The sequence below is a fragment of the Pseudoalteromonas sp. bablab_jr011 genome (assembly GCF_016464045.1).
Taxonomy (GTDB): Bacteria; Pseudomonadota; Gammaproteobacteria; order Enterobacterales; family Alteromonadaceae; genus Pseudoalteromonas; species Pseudoalteromonas lipolytica.
The window spans coordinates 25,993-52,629 of sequence record NZ_JACDWU010000235.1; the positions used below are offsets into that span (position 1 = coordinate 25,993).

The window sequence follows — 26,637 nt, forward strand, 5'->3', positions numbered from 1 at the left end:
ATAATCTAAATGTATTTACGGAATGCAAAGCCATATAAATAGCGATGTATTAGATGCATCGCTACAGTTATTGAAGCTAGCATTATTGTGTAGCAAAAAAATATAAAAGGAGTGACAATGGAGTTTGAAGAGTTTTTAAGTACTTATATGAGTGAAATTAATTCTGAGTTCTTAAAGTCTAGAAGTAGTGATCAGCAAGCACTGTTTACTGAAGTTTATGGTTTGATTCGTCAGTATTTCCCACAGTGTGATTGCTACACAACACACAACGCCAAAGAAAAAAAACGTTTCTTTAAGTTTGGTGTAAAAGATAGAAACGGAAAGGGAAAGCCACGAATTTCAGTAAGTTTTTTTGCAGATACATTAAGAGTATCTGTTAATAGACATTTTTTTAAAGAAAGAAAAATTATAGAACCAAGCTCAATTGAAGAGCTATCGCCATTTTTAGAAAATATAAAGGATCAATTAAATGGTGAAATGGATGGGGCCCAAAGAAACCCTAAAGATTATTCTGGGGATGAGGAAGCCACAGAGCAAGATACTACAGAGCAACAGTTCATTAATGATAGCTGTGAGTATGACGATTCTTTATGTCCTTTAAACCAAATTTTATATGGCCCTCCAGGAACAGGTAAAACTTATCATACAATTGAAGCCGCAGTAAGAGCCGCTGAGCCAGAGAAATACAAAGCGCTAAAAAGAAACCCAGCTATGAGTACAGCAAAAACACAAAGAGAAGAGATTACAAAACTCTACAAATCTTTGGTAGATGATGATCGTATTCGTTTTGTGACATTTCACCAAAGCTATGGGTATGAAGAGTTTGTTGAGGGGCTTAGCGCTAAAACTGAAAATGAGCAGTTAAGTTATTATAAAAAAGACGGCATATTTAAAGAGATATGTAATGTTGCCACTAAACAAGTTGATTTAGACACCGATAGTTTAATTAATCCAAAAGGAAATGTTTGGAAAATATCAATAGAAAGTACAAACAAAAACCCTGCAAAAACTTATAGTTATGAAAACGATATCGCAGTCATAGGCTGGAGTGATACTGGTGACTTAAGTACGGGGGAACGTAATGATTATTTTAATGGACTTGGTTCTAACAATCAGAACTCATTGACTTCATTTACTCAAGAAGCTGATGTTGGCGATTTAATTCTTTGTATAAATAGTAAATCTTCAATTGAAGCGATTGGTGTTATAACTGGAGATTACTTTTTTAATGAAAGAGGAGTGCCAACAAGGCCTGATTTTTGCCACCAAATTCCGGTGAAATGGTTAGCTAAAGATCTTTCAATTGATTTAAAAAGCTTAAATGATAGTAAGAACTTCCACATCCCAACTTTTTGTTTACTTTCCAGGTTTAATGTAAATAACACATTATCATATTTACTTGAGCAGGGTATCAATGTAGAAACTGCACATAGAGTAAAACAAGCCGATAACTACGTTTTAATCATTGATGAAATTAACCGAGGAAATATTTCAAAGATCTTCGGTGAGTTGATCACTTTAATCGAACCATCTAAACGTTCAGGAAAGCATGAAGCCCTTGAAGTGAGGTTGCCATACTCTGGTGATAAATTTTCAGTACCAGAAAACCTTTATATCATTGGCACTATGAACACAGCTGACCGCTCATTAGCCATGATGGACACGGCACTGCGCCGCCGTTTTGATTTTGTTGAAATGATGCCACAACCTGAGTTGTTCAAAGATAAAGTGGTTAAGGGGATTAATTTAGAACAGTTACTTAAAACAATGAATAAGCGTATTGAGGTGCTTTACGATCGAGAGCATACATTAGGGCATGCTTTTTTAATTCCTGTTTTAGACGCTTTAAATAGTGAAGATAGTTCTGAAGAAAAAGCCTTTGGTGAACTTAAAAACACGTTTAAAAATAAAATCATCCCGCTACTTGAAGAGTACTTTTTTGAAGATTGGAATAAAATTCGCTTAGTTTTAGGTGACAACAGAAAAGAAAAAAGTGAATTAAAACAATATATTTTTGTGGAATCTAAAAGCGAAGAATATAACCATATTTTTGGTGAAAATCATGGCTTAGAAACCTACGAAGACACTAAAACCACATACACCTTAGCTGATTTTAACGCTGAAGGTTCAGTATGGAATAGCCCGAAAGCTTATCAGGCTATTTATGATGATACATTGCTTAAAAGGCCTGCGAATATTAGTGATGATGCAGGTGAAGTTATACCTTTGAGTGCTCAGTAATGTCGGAAGTTAAAAAGCAAACTACAGTTTTTGAGTTTGGCTATTTAGGTAATGATGATGAGATAAGTGTCAAAGCGCAAGCATCACCTAAAATACAACCTATTTCTGGAAATGCATATAGATATTTAAGAAAGTTATGTTTATGTGATGACTCAGAAAGTCGATTTATGCGCTTGGGGCAAGTTGATAACTGTGAAGTATTACAAGTTAAAAACTATGCTGGTGTGATTTTCACACCCGATGGAACTCAAATAGAGGTATTGCCTAAAGTAGCTAAAAATAGTGATGAAAGCACCTCGCGTGCGTCATTACTAATGATGCTTAAATCACTCAAGCAGTTTAGGCACTTACAAACTAATAACGCTAATTTAGCTGAAAATAAAATACCTTTACTAGAGGTTTTTATAAGCCAGTTTTTAGCTTCTGTAAATACCTTAATAAAGCGCGGGCTTAAAAGTGACTATGTACTAAAAGAAGGTAACGTTGCCTTTTTAAAAGGTAAGCTTTTGGTAGGTAAGCAAGTTAAGCATAACTTTATCAATAAACATAAGTTTTATGTTGAGTACGAAGAGTATTTACAAGATAGACCTGTTAATCGATTAATACACACCGCACTTGTGAAGGTGAAAGGTTATAGCCGCTGTGCTAATAACCAAAAATTACTGCAAGAGTTATTATTTGCTTTTGCAGACATACCACTAAGTAATAATGTAAAAAATGACTTTGCCAGCGTTAAGCTAGATAGAGGAATGAAGTATTACGAAGCCCCACTGGCGTGGACAAAGCTAATTATTGATGGGTTTTCCCCGTTAACTTTGCAGGGCAAAAGTAATGCATTTTCGTTGTTGTTTCCAATGGAAGCAGTGTTTGAAAGCTTTGTTGCTCAGTATTTAAAAAAGCATATAACCGGTATTGGCGAGTTGTCTGCGCAGGTTGGCTCTAAATCGTTAGTTGATTACGATAGTATACCTTACTTTTTACTAAAGCCTGATTTATACATATCACGTAAAGTGGATAGTGACATTGTTTTGGATACTAAATGGAAGGTAATAAACGAGAAACATTCAGCGCGAAGAGACAAGTTTGGTCTCTCTCAAGCTGACTTTTACCAGATGCTTGGCTATGGCCATACTTACTTAAAGGGTAAAGGCTTTCTAGTGCTTATTTACCCAAAAACGGAAGTGTTTACTAGCGCGTTCCCGCACAGTTTTAATTATGAAGGTGGCACGTTAAAGCTCTGGGTTGTTCCTTTTGATATTAATCCCAAAAGTGAAAACCGTATAGAGTTACCGTTTTGAGCGTTAAAAAGTATACAGTCATTTTACGTGTAAAAATTTAAGGTTAAGTTTTATGTTGATTGATAAAAATAGAATTAAAAACGGAGTTGTTGAAGAATATAAAAAGTCAGGAATTGATTAAAGCTAGGGCTTAGTGCATCTAGCCGTTCTTACGTTAAGTGCATTAGACACTTTAGGGAAGTTTGAAGAGTTATACGGCAATTTTTTTATGGTCAAGTGTGGGAAAGAAAGGCCTGCTCTAAACTCGCATGAGTTTAGGTATTTGATTGAAGAAATAAATGAGTACTATGTAATAGTAATGGAATTTCCTCAGAACTTAAAAAGGGAATTATCTTTTGAGTTTTAATATGATATGTAGGATTTGGTTTGTTGGTTTGTTGGTTTGTTTTCAAGAATATTTTCGAAACACTATTAAGCGATATACCTTTTTTGGTGCGTAAAGGCTAAGTTAATAACTGATAATTTTTGGCTGTTACTTTGAAAGGTTATAAATATAAATATTTTAACAAGGATGGAATAAACTCATGCCTAATTACATTTACCCAGAAGCAATTGAAGCTTATGCAGCATCTAAGTTTAAAAAGCTACCAGCGGACTACCGAGACTTAATCGTTTCTAAAACAGTTAAATATGCAAAAGCAAATGACTCTTTTGCTATCCAGTCCCAAATAAGTAAAGATCATTTACCAGACTGGGCGAATTCACTATTGAGTAAAGGTGAAGAGGTCCATCGCTTTAAACCAAATGAGCAACTAGAAAAAGACCTACATAAAATTACAAAGTTTATCAATGAACTCGTTGAAATTAGTAAAAAGAAAACTAAGGGCGATTTACATGCAAAAGCACTAAAAAACATGCGTTCCATTGAACACTCCCATTTTAAAGGCTTATTAAATCTTGCTGAAGATTGGTTTAGAAATATTGACCGCAAGGTGTTTTTAGAAAATACAAACGAAGCAAAGAAAGACTTGGACCTAGGGGATTACTTCTGGTCACCTGCAAGCCAAACTTCAGAAATAGAGCGTTGGGGCCAGCGATTGGGAGGGAATTGCTTAGCAGATGGCCATTACCATGATGAGCTTGAAAATGGTGAAGTTGAAATTTGGGGGCTGTTTTCTCGTTCTGAAAATTTACTAGCTGTAGCTGCTTTTATGGATAATCAGTTAGCGGATTTTGAGAGCAGAGGTAAAGATGGCGATGAACGATTAGAAAATGCAGCTCAATATAGAGAACAGTTACTTGAGCTTATTAAGTTCAATAATTACAGCGCCACATCCGAAGATGCTACCGAGGTTTTGGAAATACACGGCCAAACAGATATAAAAATATATAACGACGATAGTCCGGCTTATGCCATGTTCGATGAAAAAGAACAGACACTGTTAATATATTCTAAATTACTTAAATGTATCATCCCCTTTCAGTTAGGCTCTATTTGTGAGCAAACATCACCTTCACTTCAGTTTGATATTGAATATGAACTAAATAGAGATGTTTCCCCTGAGGTAATAGATGAAATTTGCGTAGCGTTAATTCAAGCTTACGATAACAAAATCACGCCAGAGTGGTTTGATCTTAGCCAATTACAAGAGTTTTCAAGCAGTGGTTTATATTGGAAAGACCCAACAGCAAATAAATTTTCTACAGATTGTAACTTTGTATTTTCTGAGTTAGACGGTGAGCTATGGTATCAGTACTCTAAATGGGGGGTAAAAAAATTAACCAGTCATGACCTAGATGGCTCACACGTTGTCGATAATAGAAATAGATTTGCTCAAAGATTTGCAAGTAAAGAACAACGAAATAGAGAACTTAAATTTATTTGCAAACATATTGATGCGTTTCCTGATCTCATGCACAGTCAAACCGGAAATGTACACCTTACCCCTACTATCTCTAACGGGAAAGTTCTAAAACCAAAGCAAGGGTGGAAACTAATTGATGAATCAGAAGATCAACGAATTAAAGTATACGAAAGGGTCGTAGATGATTACTTTGAGACATTACAGACTAAACAAGTAATTTGCTCATATAACAGTAAACTCAAAGCTGGCTGCTTAGTAAGGCAGCTATCAGCAAGAAAGCATGACGTTAAAATTCAAGCGCCAGGTAATAGCCCTGAAGCATACGAATTTATGATGCAAAACATCCCTTGGAATAGCTATTCTGATGAGTACTCAGAGCATAGCGTTCGACATAAAGACAATCACGTTAATGATAGTTTTTTAAATAAAAACGGTAATGGAATTATTCCTGATGAAAATGTTTTAGGAACTCCATATAAATATAAGGCTTACAAAAATAAAGCTTTAATTTTTGATGAAAACAACCTTCTTCAATTAGTTTTTTTATTGAAGGGTGACGTTATTACTCACGTTTACGAATTAAGAAAGAGCAAAAAATTAGCCAAAGACTTTTTTAAAATTATTGAAGTTCTTCATTATCAATTAGCAGACAGTATTAAAGAATTAAGAGTGTTGGGAATTAAAAATAATGTAGATGAATTAATTCAAACCATTAGATACGAAAGTAATACAATAGAAATTGTTAGATTTGATGACACGCTAGAAATAAACTACCAGAGTGAAGACGACGATGTTTGCCAAGTTGTTATTGATACTGATGAAATTTCTGTTTTCGGAAGTATTGCTTCGAAAGAGCAATATGATGATATGAGGCAGGCTTTATTATTTACCTTAAATTTAAAGCCATTAACTTTTTCTCATTGTAGCTTGAGCACATACGAAATTTTAGTGTTTTTTGGCATTATGCTTTGCTCAATAACAAACGAGTTTTTCCTTGAGGACCTTAATGAAGATGATACCCCACCAGAGGGGTGGATAATCAATCAAAACGGTATATCGAATAGATTATTTGATGAAGAGCAAAGCTTATTCTATAAAGATGGGCAATTTAATGTGAACTACCACAACATAGATTTGTTTACTAAAAATCAGCAGGCTATTAAAGAGCTTTTAAGTTGGTTTGAAAGCCGTATTGAACCATTAGAAGAGCACTTTGATTTAGTATTTAATGAATAATATTTTTAAAACTAGGTTGAGATATTTTTATAAAAACTCCGAAGATGATGAAATATAATTACATAATTAGTGTTTTACCATGAGCTCACAACGCCATTTAACAATTCTAGAGCTTTTGCCTTCACAGCCAAGCTCTATCTCTATTAACCAGCTTAAAAATAAACTCTTTGATAGTGGCATTAAGCTCTCTACTCGCATGCTACAACGCGACCTGCAATCTTTATACGAGCAAGGCTGTTTTGGCCTTGAAAAAGACACGCGAACAAAGCCTTATGGTTGGTCTATTAGTAAGGAATGGCGTGGAAATTCGACAGTGATGAGCACAGAGCTTGCTCAGCATTACTTAATGCTTGAGCAGCTTCTGCCGCAAAATATTCCTGTAGATATTAAACAAGCAATTCATGCTAAAGCTGATATTGCGTTACAGCGACTAAATGGCATCAAACCTGAGTGGTTAAAGCTAAAAAGTAATAGCTCGATTGAGGTGAATCTTGACAGCAAGGTTGTTGAACAAATCGAGCATGCAATAAAACATAATCGTTCAGCTAGTGCTGAGATTTATCGCGTTTTATATGACCAAGCGCACTGGTTGGCCTTTTCTGAACTCAGTTTTTATGGGCTTGAGGAAGACAATGGTATTTTAATGGCGCAGTTTATGGTGGGTGAGCTTCACGATAAATGCTATCAAATGCCAGTATATCGGATTCGTAATGTTAAGGTACTCCAAAAAACACGGCGTGAACCAAATCTTGAGCAGTTAAGCTCATTACGATTGGCAATTAATAAAGGTAAACGCCAAGAGCCAATTAACTTGGTCATCAAAGTGCCTACTCAATCGGCAATTAATCAAGGGTTTATAGAGCTTGGAGAGCTAATCGAAAAGCAGCAATTAGACGCACAAACCTCCTTACTCACTTTTAAAGTAGATGATACTCAACAATTAATTGATGAATTGTTTAAATTAGCTCATTGGTTAGAGGTCATCGAGCCTGTGGTTATTCGTAACAGAGTCATTAAAAAAATAAAGGCTGCCGCTAATATTTATAATCAGTAAGTTTAGGTGCGTCAAATATTGACGCACCTTGTTGCTATGCTCTTTAAAAAATAAGGAGCTGCAATGTTTGAATTAGTTGAAAAGTTAGATGGCTTGTCTATTGGCGTGTTTGGTATTGGCGGCTGTGGCTGTAACACAGTTAATACCATTTTTAATGAGGTTCAAAATCCACAAACGAAGTTTTATAACGTTAATACCGATAAGGTTGTATTAGAACACTCTCAAAGTGATGACTTTGTGTTGATAGGTGCAGAGCTTACAAACGGCTATGGTGCTGGTGCAGACCCAGCAATAGGGCTACTCGCCGCACAAGAAAGTGAAGAGCAATTATTAACGCTTATTAAAAGCTGCGATATTCTTTTATGCGCAACTGGCTTAGGCGGAGGCACAGGTACAGGCGCAAGCCCATACATAGCTAAGTTAGCCAAAGATCTAAATAAGCCCGTAATCTGTATTGCCACTTTACCCTTTACCAGTGAGGGGGACTTTAGGCGAAAAGTAGCCGAGCAAGGGCTTGATGAATTAAAGCAATATGCTAATGCTGTAGTTACTTTGCCAAATGATCAACTTATTGAAGTGCTAGGCAATGACATAGGCTTATTTGATGCCTTTAAACACAGCAATCAAATTTTACATTCTTTAATTACGTCTCTTATTGATATGTTGTGTTATCAGGGATTAATTAACGTAGATCTTCGCGACTTTCAAAGAGTAATGGATGCACAAGGCGATGCTGTCTTGGGGGTAGGTAAATGCGCCGATGAAAGCGATTTACAAACAGCTCTTACGCAAGCTCTGAGCAACCCTCTGGTTTGTAGTGTTGATATGAGTACAAGCACAGGTGTTATTGTACAAATTAATTGTGTCGATGAGATTTCATTAGGCAGTTACAACACCATTATGGATACAGTACGCCAACAAGTGAGCCCGAATGCGGTGGTTATTTGCGGTGCTTCCAAAATAACTAGTCTTGCTAATAATTTTGAAATATTAGTGATTGCTACAGGTGCAAAAAGTAAGCTTATTAAATCTAATTCATGGGAAGAAACGCCACCTCAAGCCGAGCCAGAAAAAGCGCCTAAACGAGTTGTATCTACTAAAAATGATATTTTTGATATTCCAGCATTTATACGTAGCCAATCTCCCGCACCTTCAGGTAAATAGCTTTGTAACTTTTAAGCGCTTATACACTGTGTATCAGCGCTCAGATTTAGATAATATTTAACTTTTACTAAATACTACCAAAGCAATGGTAATGAGGATCTGTAAAGAACTTGATGTTTGTATGCGCCAAAAAAAATTAGCTTTTATCTTTTTAACTATATACTTTTTAAACAATTTTTTGTCTAAATAGACATACGATGTATTGAGCTTTGTATTAAAAATAACTCGGCCTCTGGGAAAGTTGTAGTAGTCACTGTTGAATAGTGTTAACCCAAACAATTGGTAAATATTATTCTCCTCCCATTCGACTTGGTGTTGCAGTGGGCTATCGATAAAACCAAGTTGATCTGCCTTTAAGTCGATAGCATTTTGAGCTTTATAGACTAATGTGTTTTCAACGAACCAAAAAATACCAACTTTGCTATTCATATAGGACTCCTAAAATTATATCTCCCGACATTACTCGGTTAAGTCCAATTTAGAACCCTTCCTCATAGCCACATTTCTGCGAAAAATTTGTTTCTTATGTGGAGTTTGCTAACAACGCTGGTAGGGATAAGCCAATTCTAAATGTTATAAAACAGCTCACTAATCTCTTTACGCAATTTATGTTCGGTTGATGGCTCCTGACTAAAGTTAATCATTCAATCTTGAATGATTAGAGCGTGATGCGGGTGTAGAGCTTGATCTAGATCAAAGAATGTTTGCTCATTGCAAACTATATTACGCGGCTGCAATTTTTGTTATGTTTTGAAATTTTCGGTGAAGGTTTTAAAAGCGTAACTTCTTTATCTTCCTGTAAGGTTTGTCATGGCATTACTCATCAATAACAAATGTATTAACTGTGATATGTGTGATCCAGAATGTCCGAACGAAGCTATTTACATGGGCGCAAAGATTTATCAAATTGATCCTAATAAATGCACTGAGTGTGTCGGGCATTATGATAACCCGACCTGTGTTAGTGTGTGTCCTATTGATTGTATTAAGCCTGATCCAAATCACCGCGAGTCACTCGATGAGCTTGCTGAAAAATATGTACAGCTAACAACTGAGGCAACATAGCTAAGTCTGTTTGGCGTTTTTTAACAACGAATCGCCTTTGTACTAAACCGATATGTCTACAGGTTTACCTGTGCTTATATTGGGTCTTACAGTAACCTCTTGAGATATCGGGGTGGCGAAGTTTTAAATGTTTGGTTTGCCTGCCTGTTGCGCGTTTTCGCCAGAGTCTAAAGCTTGAGTTTGTTAGCTGCTGGCGCATTAAAGCGATCACGCTTTTTTCATTTAAGCCAAATTGTTGCTTTATTGCTTCGAACGGGGTTCTGTCTTCCCACGCCATTTCAATGATGCGTGATATTTCGTGGTCTAAGTGCTGCATTACGACTCCTTTTTGCTAGTTGTACGTGCCTGCAGCGCATTTAGATTACAAAATATCGTGATGCCACTGCTCTGCTAAAAAGTCGATAAAGGCTCGCACTACATTTTGTTGAAAATTTCGCGATAAATACACTGCCCATATATGTGAACCAACGGTTGTATACTCTGGCAGCACTTTTATAAGCTCACCGGATAACAAATGATCATTCGCTAAATCGCAGGGTAAGTGAGCAATCCCCATTCCTTGTTTAGCTGCTTTGAGTAATACGCCCATATCATTGGCGACTATGTTGCCCTTAACGGTGACCTTTTGTGTATTACCGTTACGTTGAAACTGCCACACGCTGTGTTTTTTATGGACAAGGCAATTATGCGTAGCTAAGTCATTGGGGTCGCTTATTGTATTGTGCTGTGCTAAATACGCCTTCGATGCGCATACCGCTGTTGCTATATACATAAGCTTGCGAGCAATTAACCCTTCATCAGGCTGGTGGATATAGCGCAGGGCAATATCTACGCGGTCATCAACAAGCTGCGATAGACTATCGGACAGTAATAACTCAAACCGAGTTTGTGGATGGCGCTTGGTAAATGCTTCAATGGCCTCAAACAGTTTATGTTGCCCAAGACCAATGGGAGATGCGAGTCGAATTGTACCGACTAATTCATTGTTATGACTGTGAGCACGGCTTTGTAAGTCAGACACTTGATTTAATATTTGCTGGCAATAGCTTAGCGCTTCTTCGCCTTGAATAGTTAAACTGACTTTACGCGTTGTTCGATGAAACAATCTTAAATTAAGCCACTTTTCAATATCTTGAATATGTCTTGATACTTGTAGTCGGCTTAAACCTAAGTGTTCAGCGGCCTGTGTAAAACTCCCTGTGCGCGCCACTTCGACAAAGCTTGTAATTGAATTGAGTTTATCCATTGGTATCTTAATATGAAACAATGTGTATCTATGTAGTGTATTTATCAGTAAATGGTGAACAAGTAAACTGCTGTTAATGAAACAAACAACGGAGTATTCCTCATGAAATTAGCAGTATTAGGCGCATCAGGCTGGATTGGTAGCCACATTACTTCAGAAGCATTAACACGCGGTCACCAAGTTAATGTGTTAGTAAGAGACGCAGGTAAAGTAACCCAAGATAATGTCACGGTAACTGAATTTGATTTAACAAAAGACGATATAGCAAACGCCGCAGCAGGCAGCGATGTAGTAATTGTGGCTATTGGTGGTCGTGCTCTTGGTAATCATGAGATTGTGGCTAACAGTGCTCAACAATTACTGAGTGCATTGGCTGGCACTGGCATACGTATTTTATGGGTAGGGGGCGCCGGTAGTTTAGAGGTTGCACCGGGTGTCACGTTGATCTCTAGCCCTGATTTTCCAGCTGAATATAAAGATGAAGCACGTGCGCAAGGTGAAGCGCTTGAGGTGTTTAGAACATCAACAGCAGATACACCTTGGACCTTTGTATCCCCTGCTGCGGTAATTTATCCTGGTGATTCAGAGGGCCCTTATCGTGTAGGAGGCGACAGCTTCTTTACTGACTCAAACGGCGAAAGCAAAATATCAGTAACCGATTATGCTAAAGCCATGCTTGATGAAGCGCAATCTGCAGCACATTTAAATCAACGTATTAGTATTGCTTACTAGGCCTTTCCTCGGGCTCATAAAATGGTATTCTTAACGTCTGTTTTTAGTCGTTTATTCATCTTATGAGCCTGCTATTTTCTATTGCACTTGCAACAATTCCAGCCTTACCAGAACCGGTAGCCAATAATGCGGTTGCTAAAGTAGTTATTCATGAACAAGCTTACTTTTTAAGTTTTATGGGACTAGGTAAGGGTAAAGCACATCATGATATTCACAATAAAGTATGGGTACTCAAAGTTGGTGATGATTCTTGGCACGCAGCTAAAGAGGTACCGAGCACTCAACCTTTAACGGGTCGTTTAGCAAGTACCGCGGTAGGAGTTGGTGAACAGGCTTATGTGTTTGGTGGCTATACAGTAAGCCATGATCATCAAGAGGTATCGACCCCAGATGTGTATCGTTATGATGTGATTACTAATTCATACACCCCACTTACCAGCATGCCAGTGCCGGTAGATGACAGTGTCGCTTTGGCATATAAACAACGTTATATTTATTTAGTCAGTGGTTGGCATAACGATGGTAACGTAAACTTAGTGCAAGTTTACGATATTAAAACGGATACATGGCAACAGGCTTCACCATTTTTAGGGAAACCGGTGTTTGGTCAAGCGGCTGCCATTAGCGGCAATACTATGTTGGTTTGTGATGGCGTAGAAACCAAAGCGAATGCTGATAAACGTCGCTCGTTTGCTGCGGTTCCACAGTGCCTAAAAGGAACCATTGATGCTAATAACCCCTTAAAAATTGATTGGCGAACGATTCCTCATCCCACTGGCGTGGCACATTATCGCATGGCAGCAACCAGCTTTAATGGCGATATATATATGATGGGTGGTTCAGCGAATCCCTATAATTACAATGGCATGGGTTACGATGGTAAACCAGCCCCTGCAAGCGATCATGTGTGGCGTTTTGATGTCGACAGCAATGATTGGCACGCGATGCCAAAGGCAAATACCGCCAGTATGGATCACCGCGGATTATTAGAACATCAAGGCAGTTTGTATCGCATTGGGGGCATGAACAATAACCAGCAAGTAACACCCGATGCGCTAGGCTACAAGGTACAGTTATCATTATGAATACACTCTATATCACAGGCGCAGGGGTGAGTGCCGCAAGCGGGATCCCAACTTTTCGTGGCGAAGATGGATTTTGGACCATTGGCAGCAAAAACTACACGCCGATGGAAATGGCAACACGTGCGATGTATCAAAACAACCCACGCGAATTTTTAGCGTGGTATTACCATCGCTTTGCAACGTACCGACATCATGGTCCGAACGAAGTTCATCATTGGTTGAGCGATAAAAACCTTATAACACAAAACATTGATGGCCTTGATGGAAAGGCGGGTAACACCGATTACATTGCGATTCACGGTCGTTTAGATCAAATGACGGTCTTTCACAATCAAGGTGATGAAGTGATGGCCTTCAACGCTCCATGGGATAAAGTAAACGAAGATAACTTACACCATTCATTACTTGAGGTGTTCAACATTAGTAATGAAAGTCCTATTGTTAATCAATCGTTTAAGCCGTATGTGTTGTTATTCGATGAGTATTACACCGAACTTTATCGTATTTCTGAGGCGCAGCAACGTATGCTCGATGCTAATAAAATTGTATTTATAGGCACCTCGTTTAGTGTCAATATTACGCAAATGGCACTTAATATTGCACGAAGTCAGGGAACGCCTATCGAAGTGGTAGACCCAGAACCCACGCATGTGTTTCATCCTAATGTGACCTACAAAAAAATGACGGCACTTGAGTACGTACAGCAGCAAGGTTAAAAGCTAACGAGGCGCTTATATTACGCGCCTCGTCTATTGATTATTGTTGTTCTGCTTTTGCTTCGGTGATGTTTAACCGAGCTTGTAATGGGTCAGGTAAAAACTCTGCGGTACCTGTTTTATTCATTTGCAGTAAAAATGGCTCATCATGTTTAAACGCAGACCACTTCGGGAGTCCCGGGCCATTTGGCGTGCCTAATTTAATAAAGTTAGTAACATAACGGTGCATAATTTTAGCCGCTTGCTTGTCTTGTTCGGTGGTAACATGACCGTATTTTGCTTGCACCGTATTAAAGAAATACGGAATCTCGCTGGCATGCTCAGCTCCTGGTTTATCTAAAGTTTGCGCCACATAGCCAAAGCGGTACAAATAAGCCTGCTTGCCCATATCTGAAATGCGTTTAGCAACAAATCGAGCAGGTTCTTGCATTTGTGCATCTTGACCAATCTGATAATTAAGCACGGGCAGTGGAGTGTCGCCATTGGCGTCGTATGTCATTCTTGCTTGTGTGCTGTGCCCAGCAAAGCTGTCGAATAAAGCGTCTTTTGAAGCAAATCCTGCAAACCCTAAATCCCTGTCTGTAGTGCCAACCATGGCTGGTATGTGGCTAAATGTCCCTTTTCTTAAACGCGTTTCGGTTGATGCACTAATAATGGTGCCATCAATAATGGGGCCTCCAACATAGTTTGGTACGTCGGTATTTTGTTGGTGTAGCGTGCTTAAGTTGAGGTCATCGATAATATCTTCGGCAGGTAACTCACGAAGTGCAGCCAGCGCGTTTTCATCGCTGCCTAAAATTGTATGCTGCTTAGCAAAGTTTTCACCGATTTGTTCTGCGCTTAACACCGTGTCGTCATTACTGTGTAAAGGCCGTTGTTTAAATAGGTCTCGGCCACCAGCAGACATAATAACTGCTTGCTGAAATAAATTATTAGCAGCCGGCGTTTGCATCATCGCATGCACTGATGCACCACCTGCAGATTCACCCATTAATGTCACCTTTGATGCATCGCCACCAAATTGAGCGATATTTTTTTTCACCCATTCAAGCGCTGCAATTTGGTCCATTAATGCGTAGTTACCCAGTGCATCATTTTCAAATCGTGTGAGGGCAGGGTGCGCAAAAAAGCCGAATCGACCTAAACGATAATTAAAGCTGACAAAAATAACACCTTGTTTTGCAAAGCTTTCGCCAGAGTATACTGCTGGTGAAGCCCCACCGTTTACAAAGCCGCCACCATGGATCCAAACTACAACAGGGTAAAGGCTATCACTGTGTTTGGCGGGTTTAAACACATTCAAATACAAACAGTCTTCTGATGGCGTGGTTGCTAATGGTGCAGCATCGCCAGCAAATGGTTTTTGCATGCAATCGGGGGCATAATTTTCCAATACCTTGACACCTTGCCATTTAGTAACCGGTTGAGGGGCTCGCCAGCGTAAGTTTCCCACAGGGGGCGCTGCATAGGGAATGCCTTTATAGGCAATAACTCGCCCTTGCTGTTGTCCTTGAATAAGGCCGCCACTTACTGCTACATGGTCGGATTGTGGTTGGTCTTGGCAGCCTTGTAGAAACAGGGCTGAGCCTAACATAAGAGAGGAATAGAAAATCGATTTTAAAATACGCGATGTCATAACATAGCCCAGACTGTTTTGGTTAGGCTTATAATATTAACATATTCAAATAGCCACAACGAGAAAACCAGCACAGCAACAAGGGAAAGACTCTGTTGGTTTAGTCTTTGGCTGTTTCATATGATAAAGAATAGAAAAGCCCGCGCAAAGCGGGCTTTTAAGTGGGGTATTAACCTTTATTACTCAGGTAATGTGAATGACACTGTTAGGTCTTCACCCGATGTAACGGTAACAGGTTTAATTTGATGAAGCGTAAATTCTTGGTCTTCTGCCTCTGCATCATCAATGTGTGCAGCGCATGTGTAAGCAAGTTGGTAATCACCAGGTTGAATGAACGCAAGTTCGAACTCGTATTGATTATCTTCACTATCAAAAACCACATTAGCCGTTGCAAGTGGTGCATCTGCCGGTGTTTCGTTCTCATTTACTTCGTAGTTGTCCATTGGTGTTTCTACGTCACTGCTGTATAGGTAAACAGCGTGGCCAAACGAGCCATCTTCAGCAGCAATAGCAATATTATCGGTTTCGCAGTTAGCAATTAATACGTCGCTTACTGTGCCTTCAATATCTTGCGATTCAGCCAAGTTCTCTAAACGAACACCACGAGGCTTAAGCACAATTTCAGAACTATTTTGCGGGTCAACTAATGATTTTTTAAGGTCAAATTCAATAACAAATTCGTTACCAGCTTGATTAAGTGTGAAGCCATCAAGTTGAATTTCACCCACACCGTCGTTGCCTTTACGTTTAACGATTAATGGTTCAATGCTGTCATCTTCATACACAACATGTGATGTCATTGTTAAGTCGTTTGTATCACCATTGATAACATCAGCACGGATCCACTGATACTCGCCTGCAGGCACTTCTTCATCTTCTAAAAGAGCGAAAACATCGTCGCCTGTGTAGTCAAGTAAGTTGACCATTTCAGGTTTTGTTTCATCATCGTCTTCACGCGTTTCAAAAGTGATATCTTCACCGCCTTGCGTTCTCAGTGTGATTGAATCAAATACGACATTGACAGCTTTTAAGCCTGTTACTGGCGCATCAGATACACCCAGAGTGAATTTAGCCATTTGCGGCTGAGCTATGTTGTCATTTTTGTCGTTGTCTGAGCCACAACCAACGAGAGCAAGTAAGATAGCGCTGCTAAGCATTGTTGACTTAAAGTTCATGATTCATTCCTTTAGTGTGTTATGTGTATGCTAGGAAGTATAAGTAACGAAAACTTAATAGAACTTGAATTGTTATTAACTCGTTGCGTTTATCAAAAAAGCAGGATGAAATATGCAGCTATCTTACATATACAGTATATTAATTTAACAACTTATAATGGCTTTTCTGCTTTCGCTAAACTTATAGTGTGCGTATTTTTTACTATTATTGAAAAAAAGTGAACATGCTTACCCAGGATAACAATGAAAAATTATGTCATCAGTGATTGAATTCGGCCCCATCAACGAGAGCCGATTTGCTTATAGAAATAAACTGTTGCATCAAACGTACCCGCGGAACTTTTTGCAAAACCTGGGATTGAGCCCGCTTCAATGTAGTTAAGCTTACGATATAGAGTGGATGCGATATCCCCCATACGGGTATCAAGTACTAATAAACTAATCCCCATTGCGTTAGCGTCGGTTTCTAGGGTGTTCATTAATTGTTTTGCAATGCCTTGGCCTTGATAGTCAGTGTGCACCATCAGTTTTTCTACTTCACCTCGGTGCATTCCGTTTGCTTTTGAACACAAAGATAATTGAACAGAGCCAATCACTTGCTCATCCTCCATAGCTAAATAAAGGCGTCGATATGGCGTGGCTAAGTCAGTATTAACGCCCTGCCAATAGTCATGAGCTGCGTGTAATGATAACGGTGCAATAAAACCGATGGATGCACCACTTTCTACACTATTAATGAGCAGGGTATTTAACGAACTGGCGACCCCTTTTATTGAATGTACTGCTTTAATTTTCATGGCGTTATTGTTGTTGAAATGGATAAACAGAACCTAAATTAAGTAACGAGGTAAGCTCATCAAGTGCCTGATAGCTCTCAGTTAAAAGCTGAGGATCAGCAAAGTCATTGCTCGTTAATGAATCGCGATAATGTGTGTTAGCCCAATTGACTAGTTGGTCATATTTGTCGTGACTAAAGCGCACGGCAGGGTTTACCGCGTTAAGCTCGTTGGCGTTTAATGCAACACGCAAGCGTAAGCACGCAGGGCCTCCGCCATTTTGCATGCTCTGCCGTAAATCAAAAAAACGGACATGTTGTATCGGATTATCCGACAAAATTAATTCTTGAATATATTGATGCACAGCTAAGTTACGTTGGCATTCTTGTGGAGCGACTAACAGCATGCTGCCATCGGCAAGTGTAATAAGTTGGCTATTAAATAAGTAGCTGCTTACAGCATCGGTAATACTTACTTTTTGGGTCGGTACTTCAATAATATGCAGGGTTTTTTCACCGGTATAGGCTTTTTTTATTTCATCTAAGGCATGTGCTTGGTTTAAAAAAGCTTGCTCATGGCACAGTAAAACATTGCCATTTGCGACTGCAATTACATCGTTATGAAACACACCTTGGTCAATCACAACAGGGTTTTGTTGAATAAATAGCTGGCTGTGGGGTTTTAATTGGTGCAAACGAGCAACAGCCTGTGATGCCTCGAGTGTTTGCCGTGCAGGAAATTTACTTGGTTTGGGGAGTGCATTATTAAAGCTACTCGCACCAAATACAAATACCTCTAACCCTGTATCTGCATGGCTATCGCATAAACGATTATGATTGGCAGCACCTTCATCACCGAAAAAACCTTGGTCAGGCAAGTGACAGTGATGGCTAAAATAGTGGTCGTTGTTAAACATGGCTTTCAACAACGCTGTTGTCGTTGTCGGTTCTAATGAGCGGTGAAATTTGTTGTTTAAGTTTGCAGCTGTAAAATGCACTTTGCCATCAAGCGTATCAGCAGAGGGAGACACGGTTGCTGCGTTTGCAGTCCACATAGCAGACGCACTGTAACAGGCTCGCAGTAAAATGGGATCGGCTTTAAATGCTTTTTCAATAATTTGCCTGTCGCTGCCAGTAAATCCCAAACGTTTTAATACGTTGATATCAGGACGAGCATGGGGTGCAAAAATACCTTGTTCTAAGCCGAGCTCATGCATTGCCTTCATTTTTTCTAACCCTTGCAATACGGCTTCTCTAGGGTTTGAATGTGATGAGGCATGACTTAATGAGGCAACATTGCCATACGATAATCCCGCGTAATTGTGTGTTGGCCCCACTAAGCCATCAAAGTTTACTTCTACTGCGTGCATACTCATTCCAATTTGTTAAATGCGTGTTTTTAAACCATACAGATTTTTTTTAAACGAAGCGAGCCAACTCCATTTCAACATTACGAAGGTGTTGTTTAAGCCGTTTTTGTGTCGCAATTAAATAAGCTTTTTGCTTATTTAATTTTGCGTGCTGTTGCCTTACAGCGTTATAAAGCGTTCTTTTGGGAATGTCATACTGTTCAGCGGCTTCGGTAATTGTAAGATGATGAACAGATACTTTTTGCAGTGCTTCTATAAATTCAGGATCGTTATTTAACATAGCGACGCTCCTTATCTGCAGTGGTATGTGGATCGTCCGGTTCATGCACATGCCATGTGCTAATATCTAAACGCCAAAGTAAGTAAAGAGTGTGATAAAAGTTAGTCACGTTCGTCTCCTTTTAGGTGCAAGTTCCTTTTTCACTATTGGAAGAACTGTGCCACTCTTTATTTTTATTTTAAATTATTTAAAATCAGTGACTTATTTTTTGTGGAAATATTTGTAGCAATCTCTAAGCACTAAAATAGTGAAGCAAGTCTTAAAAACTGCACTTTTATGATGCGGTGGGTTTTATTAAGGCAGTGCGTTATGAATATCGACAAAATAAAAAAAGAGGAGAACATAATTAGCGCTAACTCGTTAGCGCTAATTAATGGCTATGTTAACGAAAGCTGGTAACGCTAAAATCCTTCAAGCACTAACTTACCGCGTGCTTGATGCGATTCTAAAATAGCATGGGCTTTGAGTATGTTCTCGACATTTATTTTTCCTAAATGCTCACCCAAGGTGGTTTTAATGATGCCTTTATCAACAAGCTCTGAAAGTGTTGTTAGTAGTTGATGTTGAGCAATCATATCGTCGGTTTGAAACATTGAGCGGGTATACATAAACTCCCAATGAAGCGAAATACTTTTGCGCTTAAGCTTTAAAATATCGAAGCTTGCGGGGTCATCAATCAGTGCTAATTTACCCTGTGGTTTAATTACCTCGACAATACTGTCAAGGTGCTTATCGGTATGCGTTAAACTGATTACATAATCAAATTCATCAAGTTCTGCGTCAATACGTTGTTGATTGAGATCTTGGCTGTGATCTAGCACATAATCTACGCCTAAGTCGGTTAGCCATTGTACACTTTGCTGACGTGCCGCTGTGCCAACAACTGTTAAGTTTGTTAGCTGTTTAGCAAGCTGCACTAAAATTGAGCCAACCCCACCCGCTGCACCAATTACCAATACTGAGGCGGGTTTGCTGTCTTTTGATTGCGTAATTTGCAGACGGTCAAATAACAATTCCCATGCTGTAATACTGGTTAGAGGGAGGGCGGCGGCTTCTGCATTGGTTAAGCTTGCGGGTGCTTTACCAACAATGCGTTCGTCAACTAGTTGCAACTGCGCATTACTGCCTTGGCGAGTTAAATCGCCAGCATAATAGACTCGGTCGCCAACGTTAAATAATGACACGTTTTCACCAACGGCTTTTACTGTGCCTACTGCATCCCAGCCAATGACTTTATAGCCGCTTTGCGGAGAAACGTTTGCGCGGATTTTAGTGTCAACAGGGTTGACTGAAATAGCCTCAACAGCAACTAAAATATCGCTGCCCGTTGCAACTGGATCTGGTAATTCAATTGCTTGTAAGGAATGTTCACCAAGCGTTGGGGTGGCTTTGCTATAACCAAATGCTTTCATAATCGTGTCCGTTTTAGTGGGTTTTACCCACTATAACGCATTTAAATCTATTAAAAAGCGGTGTAATCGAAATTCACTTTCAAATAATTTTTGTTAATCAAGATCGCTATTTACCAAATCGAGAAGCTGAATAAGTTGCAAAGCCTGTTGCTCATTGATGCTAGGAAAGCGACAACGAATTTGTTCAGGAATACTGGCAGCGTCATCTTGTAAGGCCTTACCCTTGGCTTCGAGTTGAACTAGGCGTTTACGTTTATCTTGGCTGTCTTGGTAAATACTCAATAACGACTTTTCGCTCATCTTTTTTAAAATTTGCGTCATAGCACCGCCATCAATGGCTGTTTTTTCGAGTAATTCAGCTATGCTGATCTTGTCTTTTTCCCATAATGCCATCATCACGACGTACTGTGGGTAGGTCAAATTTAACTGGTTGAGTGAATCACGGTACGCGCGAGCAATGCTATTCGATGCCATATATAAGCGATGGCAAAGTTGGTTATCGAGTTTTAATTGCGGGTAATTCATAGTGGATTCCTTAAGATCAGTGAGTGTATTTTAATTTGCATACAAAATATTTGCAATATTCAAAAAGCTGTTCTAATATATTTTGTATGCAAAATATATTCACTCACAAAGGAGAGTAATCATGAAAGAACTACAAAGCGTTGCCTATACTGCAAAAGCCACAGCAACAGGTGGCCGTGAAGGTACTGCAAAATCAGATGACGGTCGTTTAGATGTCGCATTATCAACACCTAAAGGGTTAGGTGGTGATGACGGTCAAGGCACAAACCCAGAGCAATTATTCGCAGCGGGCTATGCTGCATGCTTTATTGGTGCACTAAAATTAGTGGCAGGCCAAGCTAAAGTTAAACTACCGAGTGATACACATATCAACTCTGAAGTATCAATTGGTCCAATCGAGGGCGGTTTTGGTATTGCTGTTAAATTGGCGGTGTCAGTGGGCGATTTAGACAAAGAAACTGCGCAAACATTAGTCAATAAGGCACACGAAGTGTGCCCTTACTCAAATGCAACGCGCGGCAACATTGCTGTTGAATTATCAGTGATTTAGTATGCTGATAGGTGGGCTTAAATAGCCCACCTCCTTCGTTAAGGCTTTACTATTTCAAACCAATAGTCAAAGTTGTCAATTAAGCTAATCAATAAGGCAAATTTTTGGATATCACCTTTGAAACTGGCTTTATTGCTTTCAAGTAAGCGCTTAAAGTCGACCTGTTTCATTAAAAGTAAATCTAAATCTGCACGATTAAGCGTTAGCGTTAAATCAGCATGCTCACTTTGTGTGTTTGCTAAGTTGTTTAAGTGGGCGTTGTTTAACTCAATAACGAACTGTTCTTGGGTATCGGGCAGCTGAATATTGATAATAAACTGATGTTGAGCCGCTTTTTCGGCATTTAATCGCACACCTAAATAGTCAAAGACGAGTTCAGTACTCATTGCTTTGATGATGTCTGGCCCAATTTCTGTTTTATTTACACTGCTTGGCATGCCATTTCTAAGCTCATAAGCTGCAGATAAGTATGCATTTCTCCAACCTGCATTTTCAGCTTGGTAGCCTAATTGTTCTAATGTATCAGCTTGTAATGCAATGGCTGCTTGATTCTCAGGTTCCGCATAAACTAAGTGATTTAGCAGTTCTGCTACCCATCTATATTCACCATTATTAAATGCCGTTTGTGCCTCGTTTAGCATTGCCTTGCTACCGCCTGCGAGTTTTACGTATCGTTTTGCAGAATCGGCAGGGCTGAGTTTATTAAGTGTGGCAGGGTTCATATCAAAAAAGCCAAGATACTTATTAATAATGCCTCTTACGTTGTGGCTAACAGAGCCATGATAGCCGCGGTTAAACCATTCGTTCGATAAACTTTCCGGTACTGTAAATTGGTTATGGATTTCGTTTATCGTAACCCCTTGATTGGCTAAATTGAGAGCCTGATCATGCATGTATCCGTACATATCACGTTGTTTTTCAAGGTAATGAACAATATTCTTATTACCCCATCGAGGCCAATGGTGTGAAGCAATTAGTATGTCGGCTTGCTTACCAAACTGTTGTAAAGTTTGGTTTATTTTTTTGCTCCATTGTGATGCATCCCTCGTTTCTGCCCCGCGTATTGTATAGATGTTGTGCATGCCTGCGACCGTGTTTTCGGCCATCCATAAGGTTTTAAATTGAGGAAACCAGGTATTCATTTCTGAAGGCGATTCGGTGTTCGGTGTGTTTTTCATTACCATTTCAATGCCGTCGACAACAATGGTTTCTTGAGGCTGTTCAATAATACGGGTAGGCGCGATTAAGCTAACATAGCCAAACGCAATCCCTTTACCTAGCGCACTATCAACTGTAGATAGTTCATTTTTACCAATAATACTTCCATATTGATACCCAGCGCGACGCTGCATTGCATTGCCAGCCAAAACAGACTCTTTTACAACGTGTTCCATAAAGTGCGCGGGGGCAATTACCTGTACGTCGTTATTATCGACTTGTTGTTGACTAATAATGCCTTTTACCCCGCCAAAATGATCGGCATGTGCATGGCTGTAAACAATGGCTTTAATGGGTCTATCACCTAGGTGCTTTGTTATTAAATCGTGTGCTGCTTTGGCTGTTTCAGGAACGGTGAGGGGGTCAAATATAATCCATCCGGTATCGCCTTTGACATAAGTTACATTCGCTAAATCAAAGCCTCTTACTTGATATATATGCTCAGAAACTTTAAAAAGCCCGTAATTTAGATTAAGTAAAGCCTGGCGATGAAGGCTTGGGTTTATGGAGGGGATAAAGTCGTGTTCTTTTAAAAAATCAAATTGATTGAAGTCCCAAATAACCTCACCATTTGCATTTAATATGTGCTTATTTTGGGGTTTAGCAATGAGCCCTTTACTGGCAAGTGCAAAGTCAGTTTTATCATTAAAAGGGAGTGTTTGTAACAACTGTTGGTTTTTTTGAACGGTGAATTTACTTGCAGGTTTACTCGTTAGGTCACTTTCTGCTTGTGTGTAATGAGTACACATTACACACGCTAATAGGCTGAGATTTATTAATTTTGTTATCATTTTTGTGTCCTTGGTGTTGTTCTTTTTATACATTTTTTATTTGTGCCAATAAATCACCAGAGCCTGTGAGTGATGATGTTTGACCGGCTAAAGGTTCGCTAAACGAAATGGGCTTGATTGTTTTTGCGCGTTGCTCATCAAAAACAGGTATTTGGCTCATCGCAAACTCAGAGAGGGCAGTAATGGTTAAAGAAGGGTTAACACCTAAGTTACCCGGAATAATTGAACCGTCGATAACGCGTAGGTTTTTGTAACCGAAAACTTCACCAGAGGTGTCGACCACGCCTGTTTGCGCATCGGCACCCATAGCTACGCCGCTCATGATATGTGCCGTCATGGGGGCTCCAAATAACACTTCGGTTAATGCTGAACCGGGTACGCCGCCCAGTTTCTCCGCATAGCGTTTGGTGGCTTCTTCTGCTTTTGGAAATGAGACTGTCAGTGGGGTATCTTCGGCTTTTTGTACTGCGGTGATACCCTTTTTAAATAATCGATACCATTTTCGACGCCACTCAAGGTGGATAAAAGCTTCTGATTTTTGCATCACTAAGAACAAAATAGAGCTGCGAGCTTTTCCCTTCGGTCTGAGTACTTTGGCGGTTTTAATTGGATGGCGTACTGTGTTTAGTAAAAATTTTGCAATACGTTTAACTCCTGTGCCTGTCACCATTGGTACGTAGGGCAAATAGAGCCAGGTACCATCTGAGCCTTCTCGAAAACGACAAATCTCAATATTGGTGTCTTTATCTACAGAAATAAACGAACTGATTGCAACGCCGTCATCCACTTTTTTAGTTGTATTGTTTGCGGTTGTGAGCGTTTCTGAGTTAGTGCGAATTTGTTGCCCAAGCCATCGCGAAATATGGGGAAGTGTTTTATCTTGGTCGCGCATTTTCAATAGCAACGGTACTGTGCCCATTACGCCTGCACTTAGCACTACTCCGCGGGTTTTTAGGGTGTAGATATGGCTGTTTTTATGGCTCGTATCTTTTATTTTAATTTTATAGCCTGCACTGCCATCGTCATTAAGAGGCGTGATTTTAATGACTTCGGAGCTGGGTCTAATTTCAACCCCGTTTCGCTGTGCAAAAAAGAGGTAGTTTTTCATTAGCGTATTTTTGGCATTGTTACGACAGCCAATCATACAACTGCCACAGTAGTTGCAGGTGTGACGACGTGGGCCATCGCCATTAAAGTAAGGATCGGGTACTTCTTTATTGTACGCTTCACCGGGCTTGGCAAATAGTACTCCCGTATTGACGGTTTTAAATGAGCTGCCTTGGCCCATTTCTTCTGCCACATGTTTGAGTGTGTCATCGGCGACATTGGTGTAGGTGTTTTTGGCACTGCCGAGCATACGCTGAGCAAGCCCATAATAGGGCATTAAGCTTTCTTTCCAGTCTGGCTTTATGCGTGTCCATGCGGGAGATTGAAATACTTCGTCATCCGGTATTAAATGCACATTAGCATAAATTTGCGAACCTCCCCCGACACCCACACCGTGTAACACGGTGACTTTATTGGTAAACGAAAATTGAATACAGCCTTTTAAACCAATTTCGGGTTGCCACATGTAGTTTTTAATATCTAAATTGGTTTTGGGGAACGCTTTATCATCTCGGCGTAGGCCTTTTTCGAGTACTAAAACCCGATTGCCTTTTTCACTTAAACGCAAGGCACTCACAGAGCCACCAAAGCCTGAACCAATAACTATTTGGTCAAAATCAAAATTATCTTGCTGCATTGTTGTCACCTGTTGGGGTTTATTGTTATGAGTTTATTCGGGTTAAAAAGGCTAATAGCCGGTCAGCAAATTTACCGTACGGAGGTGTTAAAAACTTAATGCTAGTAAATCTGGCTTGATAAAACACCGGGCGTAATTTTGAGAACGTTAAAAACCCTTCGTAGCCATGATAATGCCCCATACCACTGGCACCGACTCCCCCAAAAGGTAAGTCATGTTGCCCAACATGAAATAACGCGTCGTTGACGCTAACACCACCAGACATAATGTTATCAATATAGTAGTTGATTAATGACTTGTCGTAGCTAAACGGGTAAAAGGCCAGCGGTCTATCTCGTTCGCTGACGTAATCAACCACCTGTTGGGGAGAGTGGTAAGTTTTGAGCATTAAAATAGGGCCGAAAGTTTCGCGAGTATCAATGTGCATATTGTCATTACTATGCATAATGATCGTGAGCGGGAACTTTCGTGTTTTTGCATCGGCAGCTTGTTTACCCAGTGTGATCACTTTGGCACCGAGTTGCTGAGCGTCAGTAACGCAATCAACTAAACGCTTAAATGCGCGGTCATCAATAATGGCTGTGTAGTCTTCACTGTGAATATCGGGTAGGTGTTTTTTTGCCCAATGGGTCGCTGTTTCTATAAAGTGCTCACATTGCGATTGATGCACAAATACATAATCAACATTAGTGCAAATTTGCCCTGCATTAAGCTGTTTAACATACATTATTCGTTCTACAGCCTTTTGCATTGGGTAATCTTTTGCGATGACAGCAGGCGACTTACCACCTAACTCTAAGGTAACTGGGGTCAAGTTCTTTGCCGCCGCTGCCATTACTTTTTTACCCGTTTCGCCGGAACCGGTAAACATTAAGTGATCAAATGGCAACTTTGAAAAGGCAATCCCTACTTCACCTGTTTCACAAAAAAAGGCTAATTTTTCAGGTTTGAAATAATGACCAACAAGCTCAGCGAGTAGGGCACTTAAATGACGGGAATTCTCTGACATTTTAACCATGGCTTTATTACCCGCGGCAAAGGCAGCTGCCAACTGACTAAATGCCAAATTTATTGGGAAGTTCCACGGAATGATCAACCCAACCACCCCTAGTGGCTGTGGTATCACTCGGTTTTTAGCTCCAAAGTACATGCGATGATCTACATGACGTTTTTGTACTTTCATCCACTTTTTTAGTTGCTTGAGTGTACTGTTAATATCGGCACAGGCATTGATGATCTCTGCAAGCAGCGTTTCGTGGCGTGAACGATTACCATAGTCGAGATTAATAGCCTTAATAATACGTTCTTGGTTATTGGTAATTAAGGCTTTTAAGGCAAGTAAGTGCTCACGACGTTGTTCATAGCTTTCTATCCCTTGGGCTTTTGCAAAAGCGCGTTGCTTTGCAAGTGTGGTGTGCAGAATGTCGTCGATAATGACTGGATGTTTTGCAATGTTCATGTCGGTGCTCTAATAGCAAAGGTAACTGATAGCTTAAATAAAATACTTGCAGTTAATTTG

Annotated in this window: 23 protein-coding genes; 10 read left to right on the forward strand and 13 right to left on the reverse strand. The window is 39.7% G+C overall.

Going from position 1 to position 26,637, the window contains the following annotated elements:
- Window positions 1–117: 117 nt before the first annotated feature.
- The 5 genes from JIG41_RS14000 (at window position 118) to JIG41_RS14020 (ending at window position 8,798) form a co-directional block, all read left to right on the forward strand.
- On the forward strand, window positions 118–2,241 hold the full coding sequence (locus JIG41_RS14000) for an AAA family ATPase (protein ID WP_118845132.1): 2,124 nt from the start codon (window positions 118–120) through the stop codon (window positions 2,239–2,241).
- The gene (locus tag JIG41_RS14005) at window positions 2,241–3,539 is read left to right on the forward strand and encodes an McrC family protein (protein ID WP_199524968.1); all 1,299 of its coding nucleotides are present in this window, start codon (window positions 2,241–2,243) and stop codon (window positions 3,537–3,539) included. Before JIG41_RS14000 ends, JIG41_RS14005 begins: the two co-directional genes overlap by 1 nt.
- A 524-nt stretch (window positions 3,540–4,063) precedes the next feature.
- A complete protein-coding gene (locus tag JIG41_RS14010) occupies window positions 4,064–6,580 on the forward strand; it encodes a hypothetical protein (protein ID WP_199524969.1) in 2,517 nt (838 codons plus the stop codon).
- A 79-nt stretch (window positions 6,581–6,659) separates the two neighbouring features.
- On the forward strand, window positions 6,660–7,634 hold the full coding sequence (locus JIG41_RS14015) for a YafY family protein (RefSeq protein ID WP_199524970.1): 975 nt from the start codon (window positions 6,660–6,662) through the stop codon (window positions 7,632–7,634).
- A 63-nt stretch (window positions 7,635–7,697) separates the two neighbouring features.
- Window positions 7,698–8,798, forward strand: coding sequence for a cell division protein FtsZ (locus tag JIG41_RS14020; RefSeq protein ID WP_182396750.1), 1,101 nt, complete (start codon window positions 7,698–7,700; stop codon window positions 8,796–8,798).
- 57 nt (window positions 8,799–8,855) lie between these two features.
- Here JIG41_RS14020 and JIG41_RS14025 read toward each other — a convergent pair whose 3' ends face one another.
- On the reverse strand, window positions 8,856–9,227 hold the full coding sequence (locus JIG41_RS14025; protein ID WP_182396751.1) for a hypothetical protein: 372 nt from the start codon (window positions 9,225–9,227) through the stop codon (window positions 8,856–8,858).
- Between the two features lie 381 nt (window positions 9,228–9,608).
- On the opposite strand from JIG41_RS14025, the gene JIG41_RS14030 reads away from it, so the two are divergent.
- Window positions 9,609–9,863, forward strand: a complete 255-nt coding sequence (locus JIG41_RS14030) for a YfhL family 4Fe-4S dicluster ferredoxin (protein ID WP_065978819.1) — start codon at window positions 9,609–9,611, stop codon at window positions 9,861–9,863.
- Window positions 9,864–9,927: 64 nt separating this feature from the next.
- Here JIG41_RS14030 and JIG41_RS14035 read toward each other — a convergent pair whose 3' ends face one another.
- Both JIG41_RS14035 and JIG41_RS14040 read right to left on the reverse strand, forming a co-directional pair.
- Window positions 9,928–10,179: a TIGR03643 family protein gene (locus JIG41_RS14035; protein WP_036972356.1), complete on the reverse strand. Its 252-nt coding sequence runs from the start codon at window positions 10,177–10,179 to the stop codon at window positions 9,928–9,930.
- 45 nt (window positions 10,180–10,224) lie between these two features.
- Window positions 10,225–11,109: a LysR family transcriptional regulator gene (locus tag JIG41_RS14040; RefSeq protein WP_182396442.1), complete on the reverse strand. Its 885-nt coding sequence runs from the start codon at window positions 11,107–11,109 to the stop codon at window positions 10,225–10,227.
- A 102-nt stretch (window positions 11,110–11,211) separates the two neighbouring features.
- Between JIG41_RS14040 and JIG41_RS14045 the strand changes: the two genes are divergently transcribed.
- The 3 genes from JIG41_RS14045 (at window position 11,212) to JIG41_RS14055 (ending at window position 13,642) form a co-directional block, all read left to right on the forward strand.
- Entirely contained in the window at window positions 11,212–11,841 is a 630-nt protein-coding gene (locus JIG41_RS14045; protein ID WP_036972354.1) for an NAD(P)-dependent oxidoreductase, read from the forward strand.
- Between the two features lie 62 nt (window positions 11,842–11,903).
- Window positions 11,904–12,926, forward strand: a complete 1,023-nt coding sequence (locus JIG41_RS14050) for a kelch repeat-containing protein (protein ID WP_199524971.1) — start codon at window positions 11,904–11,906, stop codon at window positions 12,924–12,926.
- A complete protein-coding gene (locus JIG41_RS14055) occupies window positions 12,923–13,642 on the forward strand; it encodes a Sir2 family NAD-dependent protein deacetylase (RefSeq protein WP_074988568.1) in 720 nt (239 codons plus the stop codon). The genes JIG41_RS14050 and JIG41_RS14055 overlap by 4 nt, the downstream gene beginning before the upstream one ends.
- 40 nt (window positions 13,643–13,682) lie before the next feature.
- Here JIG41_RS14055 and JIG41_RS14060 read toward each other — a convergent pair whose 3' ends face one another.
- The 7 genes from JIG41_RS14060 to JIG41_RS14090 all read right to left on the reverse strand — a co-directional run bounded on the left by JIG41_RS14060 (window position 13,683) and on the right by JIG41_RS14090 (window position 20,815).
- Entirely contained in the window at window positions 13,683–15,278 is a 1,596-nt protein-coding gene (locus tag JIG41_RS14060; RefSeq protein ID WP_199524972.1) for a carboxylesterase/lipase family protein, read from the reverse strand.
- 179 nt (window positions 15,279–15,457) lie between these two features.
- Window positions 15,458–16,453 carry a DUF4382 domain-containing protein gene (locus JIG41_RS14065; RefSeq protein WP_036972350.1) on the reverse strand — a complete coding sequence of 332 codons (996 nt, stop codon included), beginning with the start codon at window positions 16,451–16,453 and terminating at the stop codon, window positions 15,458–15,460.
- A 281-nt stretch (window positions 16,454–16,734) separates the two neighbouring features.
- Window positions 16,735–17,250: a GNAT family N-acetyltransferase gene (locus JIG41_RS14070; protein WP_036972348.1), complete on the reverse strand. Its 516-nt coding sequence runs from the start codon at window positions 17,248–17,250 to the stop codon at window positions 16,735–16,737.
- A 4-nt stretch (window positions 17,251–17,254) separates the two neighbouring features.
- Window positions 17,255–18,598: an N-succinylarginine dihydrolase gene (astB, locus tag JIG41_RS14075; protein ID WP_036972347.1), complete on the reverse strand. Its 1,344-nt coding sequence runs from the start codon at window positions 18,596–18,598 to the stop codon at window positions 17,255–17,257.
- A 49-nt stretch (window positions 18,599–18,647) separates the two neighbouring features.
- Window positions 18,648–18,878, reverse strand: coding sequence for a helix-turn-helix domain-containing protein (locus JIG41_RS14080; protein WP_036972346.1), 231 nt, complete (start codon window positions 18,876–18,878; stop codon window positions 18,648–18,650).
- A 401-nt stretch (window positions 18,879–19,279) separates the two neighbouring features.
- A complete protein-coding gene (locus tag JIG41_RS14085) occupies window positions 19,280–20,290 on the reverse strand; it encodes a zinc-binding alcohol dehydrogenase family protein (protein WP_036972344.1) in 1,011 nt (336 codons plus the stop codon).
- Window positions 20,291–20,383: 93 nt separating this feature from the next.
- Entirely contained in the window at window positions 20,384–20,815 is a 432-nt protein-coding gene (locus JIG41_RS14090; protein WP_199524973.1) for a MarR family winged helix-turn-helix transcriptional regulator, read from the reverse strand.
- A gap of 121 nt (window positions 20,816–20,936) precedes the next feature.
- On the opposite strand from JIG41_RS14090, the gene JIG41_RS14095 reads away from it, so the two are divergent.
- The gene (locus JIG41_RS14095; protein ID WP_036972342.1) at window positions 20,937–21,365 is read left to right on the forward strand and encodes an organic hydroperoxide resistance protein; all 429 of its coding nucleotides are present in this window, start codon (window positions 20,937–20,939) and stop codon (window positions 21,363–21,365) included.
- A 38-nt stretch (window positions 21,366–21,403) separates the two neighbouring features.
- On the opposite strand, the gene JIG41_RS14100 is transcribed toward JIG41_RS14095, so the two are convergent.
- From JIG41_RS14100 to JIG41_RS14110, 3 genes are read right to left on the reverse strand one after another with little or no spacing between them, the layout of a single operon-like run.
- Window positions 21,404–23,374, reverse strand: coding sequence for an alkyl/aryl-sulfatase (locus JIG41_RS14100; RefSeq protein WP_180311714.1), 1,971 nt, complete (start codon window positions 23,372–23,374; stop codon window positions 21,404–21,406).
- Between the two features lie 25 nt (window positions 23,375–23,399).
- The gene (locus JIG41_RS14105; RefSeq protein WP_065978936.1) at window positions 23,400–25,118 is read right to left on the reverse strand and encodes a GMC family oxidoreductase; all 1,719 of its coding nucleotides are present in this window, start codon (window positions 25,116–25,118) and stop codon (window positions 23,400–23,402) included.
- Window positions 25,119–25,143: 25 nt separating this feature from the next.
- Window positions 25,144–26,577: a coniferyl aldehyde dehydrogenase gene (locus tag JIG41_RS14110; RefSeq protein WP_199524974.1), complete on the reverse strand. Its 1,434-nt coding sequence runs from the start codon at window positions 26,575–26,577 to the stop codon at window positions 25,144–25,146.
- Window positions 26,578–26,637 lie beyond the last annotated feature (60 nt).

Excerpts from the sequence above, each read along its gene's own strand:
- JIG41_RS14000 (WP_118845132.1), top strand. The coding sequence starts at position 118 with ATGGAGTTTGAAGAGTTTTTAAGTACTTATATGAGTGAAATTAATTCT.
- JIG41_RS14005 (WP_199524968.1), top strand. The coding sequence starts at position 2,241 with ATGTCGGAAGTTAAAAAGCAAACTACAGTTTTTGAGTTTGGCTATTTA.
- JIG41_RS14010 (WP_199524969.1), top strand. The coding sequence starts at position 4,064 with ATGCCTAATTACATTTACCCAGAAGCAATTGAAGCTTATGCAGCATCT.
- JIG41_RS14015 (WP_199524970.1), top strand. The coding sequence starts at position 6,660 with ATGAGCTCACAACGCCATTTAACAATTCTAGAGCTTTTGCCTTCACAG.
- JIG41_RS14020 (WP_182396750.1), top strand. The coding sequence starts at position 7,698 with ATGTTTGAATTAGTTGAAAAGTTAGATGGCTTGTCTATTGGCGTGTTT.
- JIG41_RS14025 (WP_182396751.1), bottom strand. The coding sequence starts at position 9,227 with ATGAATAGCAAAGTTGGTATTTTTTGGTTCGTTGAAAACACATTAGTC.
- JIG41_RS14030 (WP_065978819.1), top strand. The coding sequence starts at position 9,609 with ATGGCATTACTCATCAATAACAAATGTATTAACTGTGATATGTGTGAT.
- JIG41_RS14035 (WP_036972356.1), bottom strand. The coding sequence starts at position 10,179 with ATGCAGCACTTAGACCACGAAATATCACGCATCATTGAAATGGCGTGG.
- JIG41_RS14040 (WP_182396442.1), bottom strand. The coding sequence starts at position 11,109 with ATGGATAAACTCAATTCAATTACAAGCTTTGTCGAAGTGGCGCGCACA.
- JIG41_RS14045 (WP_036972354.1), top strand. The coding sequence starts at position 11,212 with ATGAAATTAGCAGTATTAGGCGCATCAGGCTGGATTGGTAGCCACATT.
- JIG41_RS14050 (WP_199524971.1), top strand. The coding sequence starts at position 11,904 with ATGAGCCTGCTATTTTCTATTGCACTTGCAACAATTCCAGCCTTACCA.
- JIG41_RS14055 (WP_074988568.1), top strand. The coding sequence starts at position 12,923 with ATGAATACACTCTATATCACAGGCGCAGGGGTGAGTGCCGCAAGCGGG.
- JIG41_RS14060 (WP_199524972.1), bottom strand. The coding sequence starts at position 15,278 with ATGACATCGCGTATTTTAAAATCGATTTTCTATTCCTCTCTTATGTTA.
- JIG41_RS14065 (WP_036972350.1), bottom strand. The coding sequence starts at position 16,453 with ATGAACTTTAAGTCAACAATGCTTAGCAGCGCTATCTTACTTGCTCTC.
- JIG41_RS14070 (WP_036972348.1), bottom strand. The coding sequence starts at position 17,250 with ATGAAAATTAAAGCAGTACATTCAATAAAAGGGGTCGCCAGTTCGTTA.
- astB (WP_036972347.1), bottom strand. The coding sequence starts at position 18,598 with ATGCACGCAGTAGAAGTAAACTTTGATGGCTTAGTGGGGCCAACACAC.
- JIG41_RS14080 (WP_036972346.1), bottom strand. The coding sequence starts at position 18,878 with ATGTTAAATAACGATCCTGAATTTATAGAAGCACTGCAAAAAGTATCT.
- JIG41_RS14085 (WP_036972344.1), bottom strand. The coding sequence starts at position 20,290 with ATGAAAGCATTTGGTTATAGCAAAGCCACCCCAACGCTTGGTGAACAT.
- JIG41_RS14090 (WP_199524973.1), bottom strand. The coding sequence starts at position 20,815 with ATGAATTACCCGCAATTAAAACTCGATAACCAACTTTGCCATCGCTTA.
- JIG41_RS14095 (WP_036972342.1), top strand. The coding sequence starts at position 20,937 with ATGAAAGAACTACAAAGCGTTGCCTATACTGCAAAAGCCACAGCAACA.
- JIG41_RS14100 (WP_180311714.1), bottom strand. The coding sequence starts at position 23,374 with ATGATAACAAAATTAATAAATCTCAGCCTATTAGCGTGTGTAATGTGT.
- JIG41_RS14105 (WP_065978936.1), bottom strand. The coding sequence starts at position 25,118 with ATGCAGCAAGATAATTTTGATTTTGACCAAATAGTTATTGGTTCAGGC.
- JIG41_RS14110 (WP_199524974.1), bottom strand. The coding sequence starts at position 26,577 with ATGAACATTGCAAAACATCCAGTCATTATCGACGACATTCTGCACACC.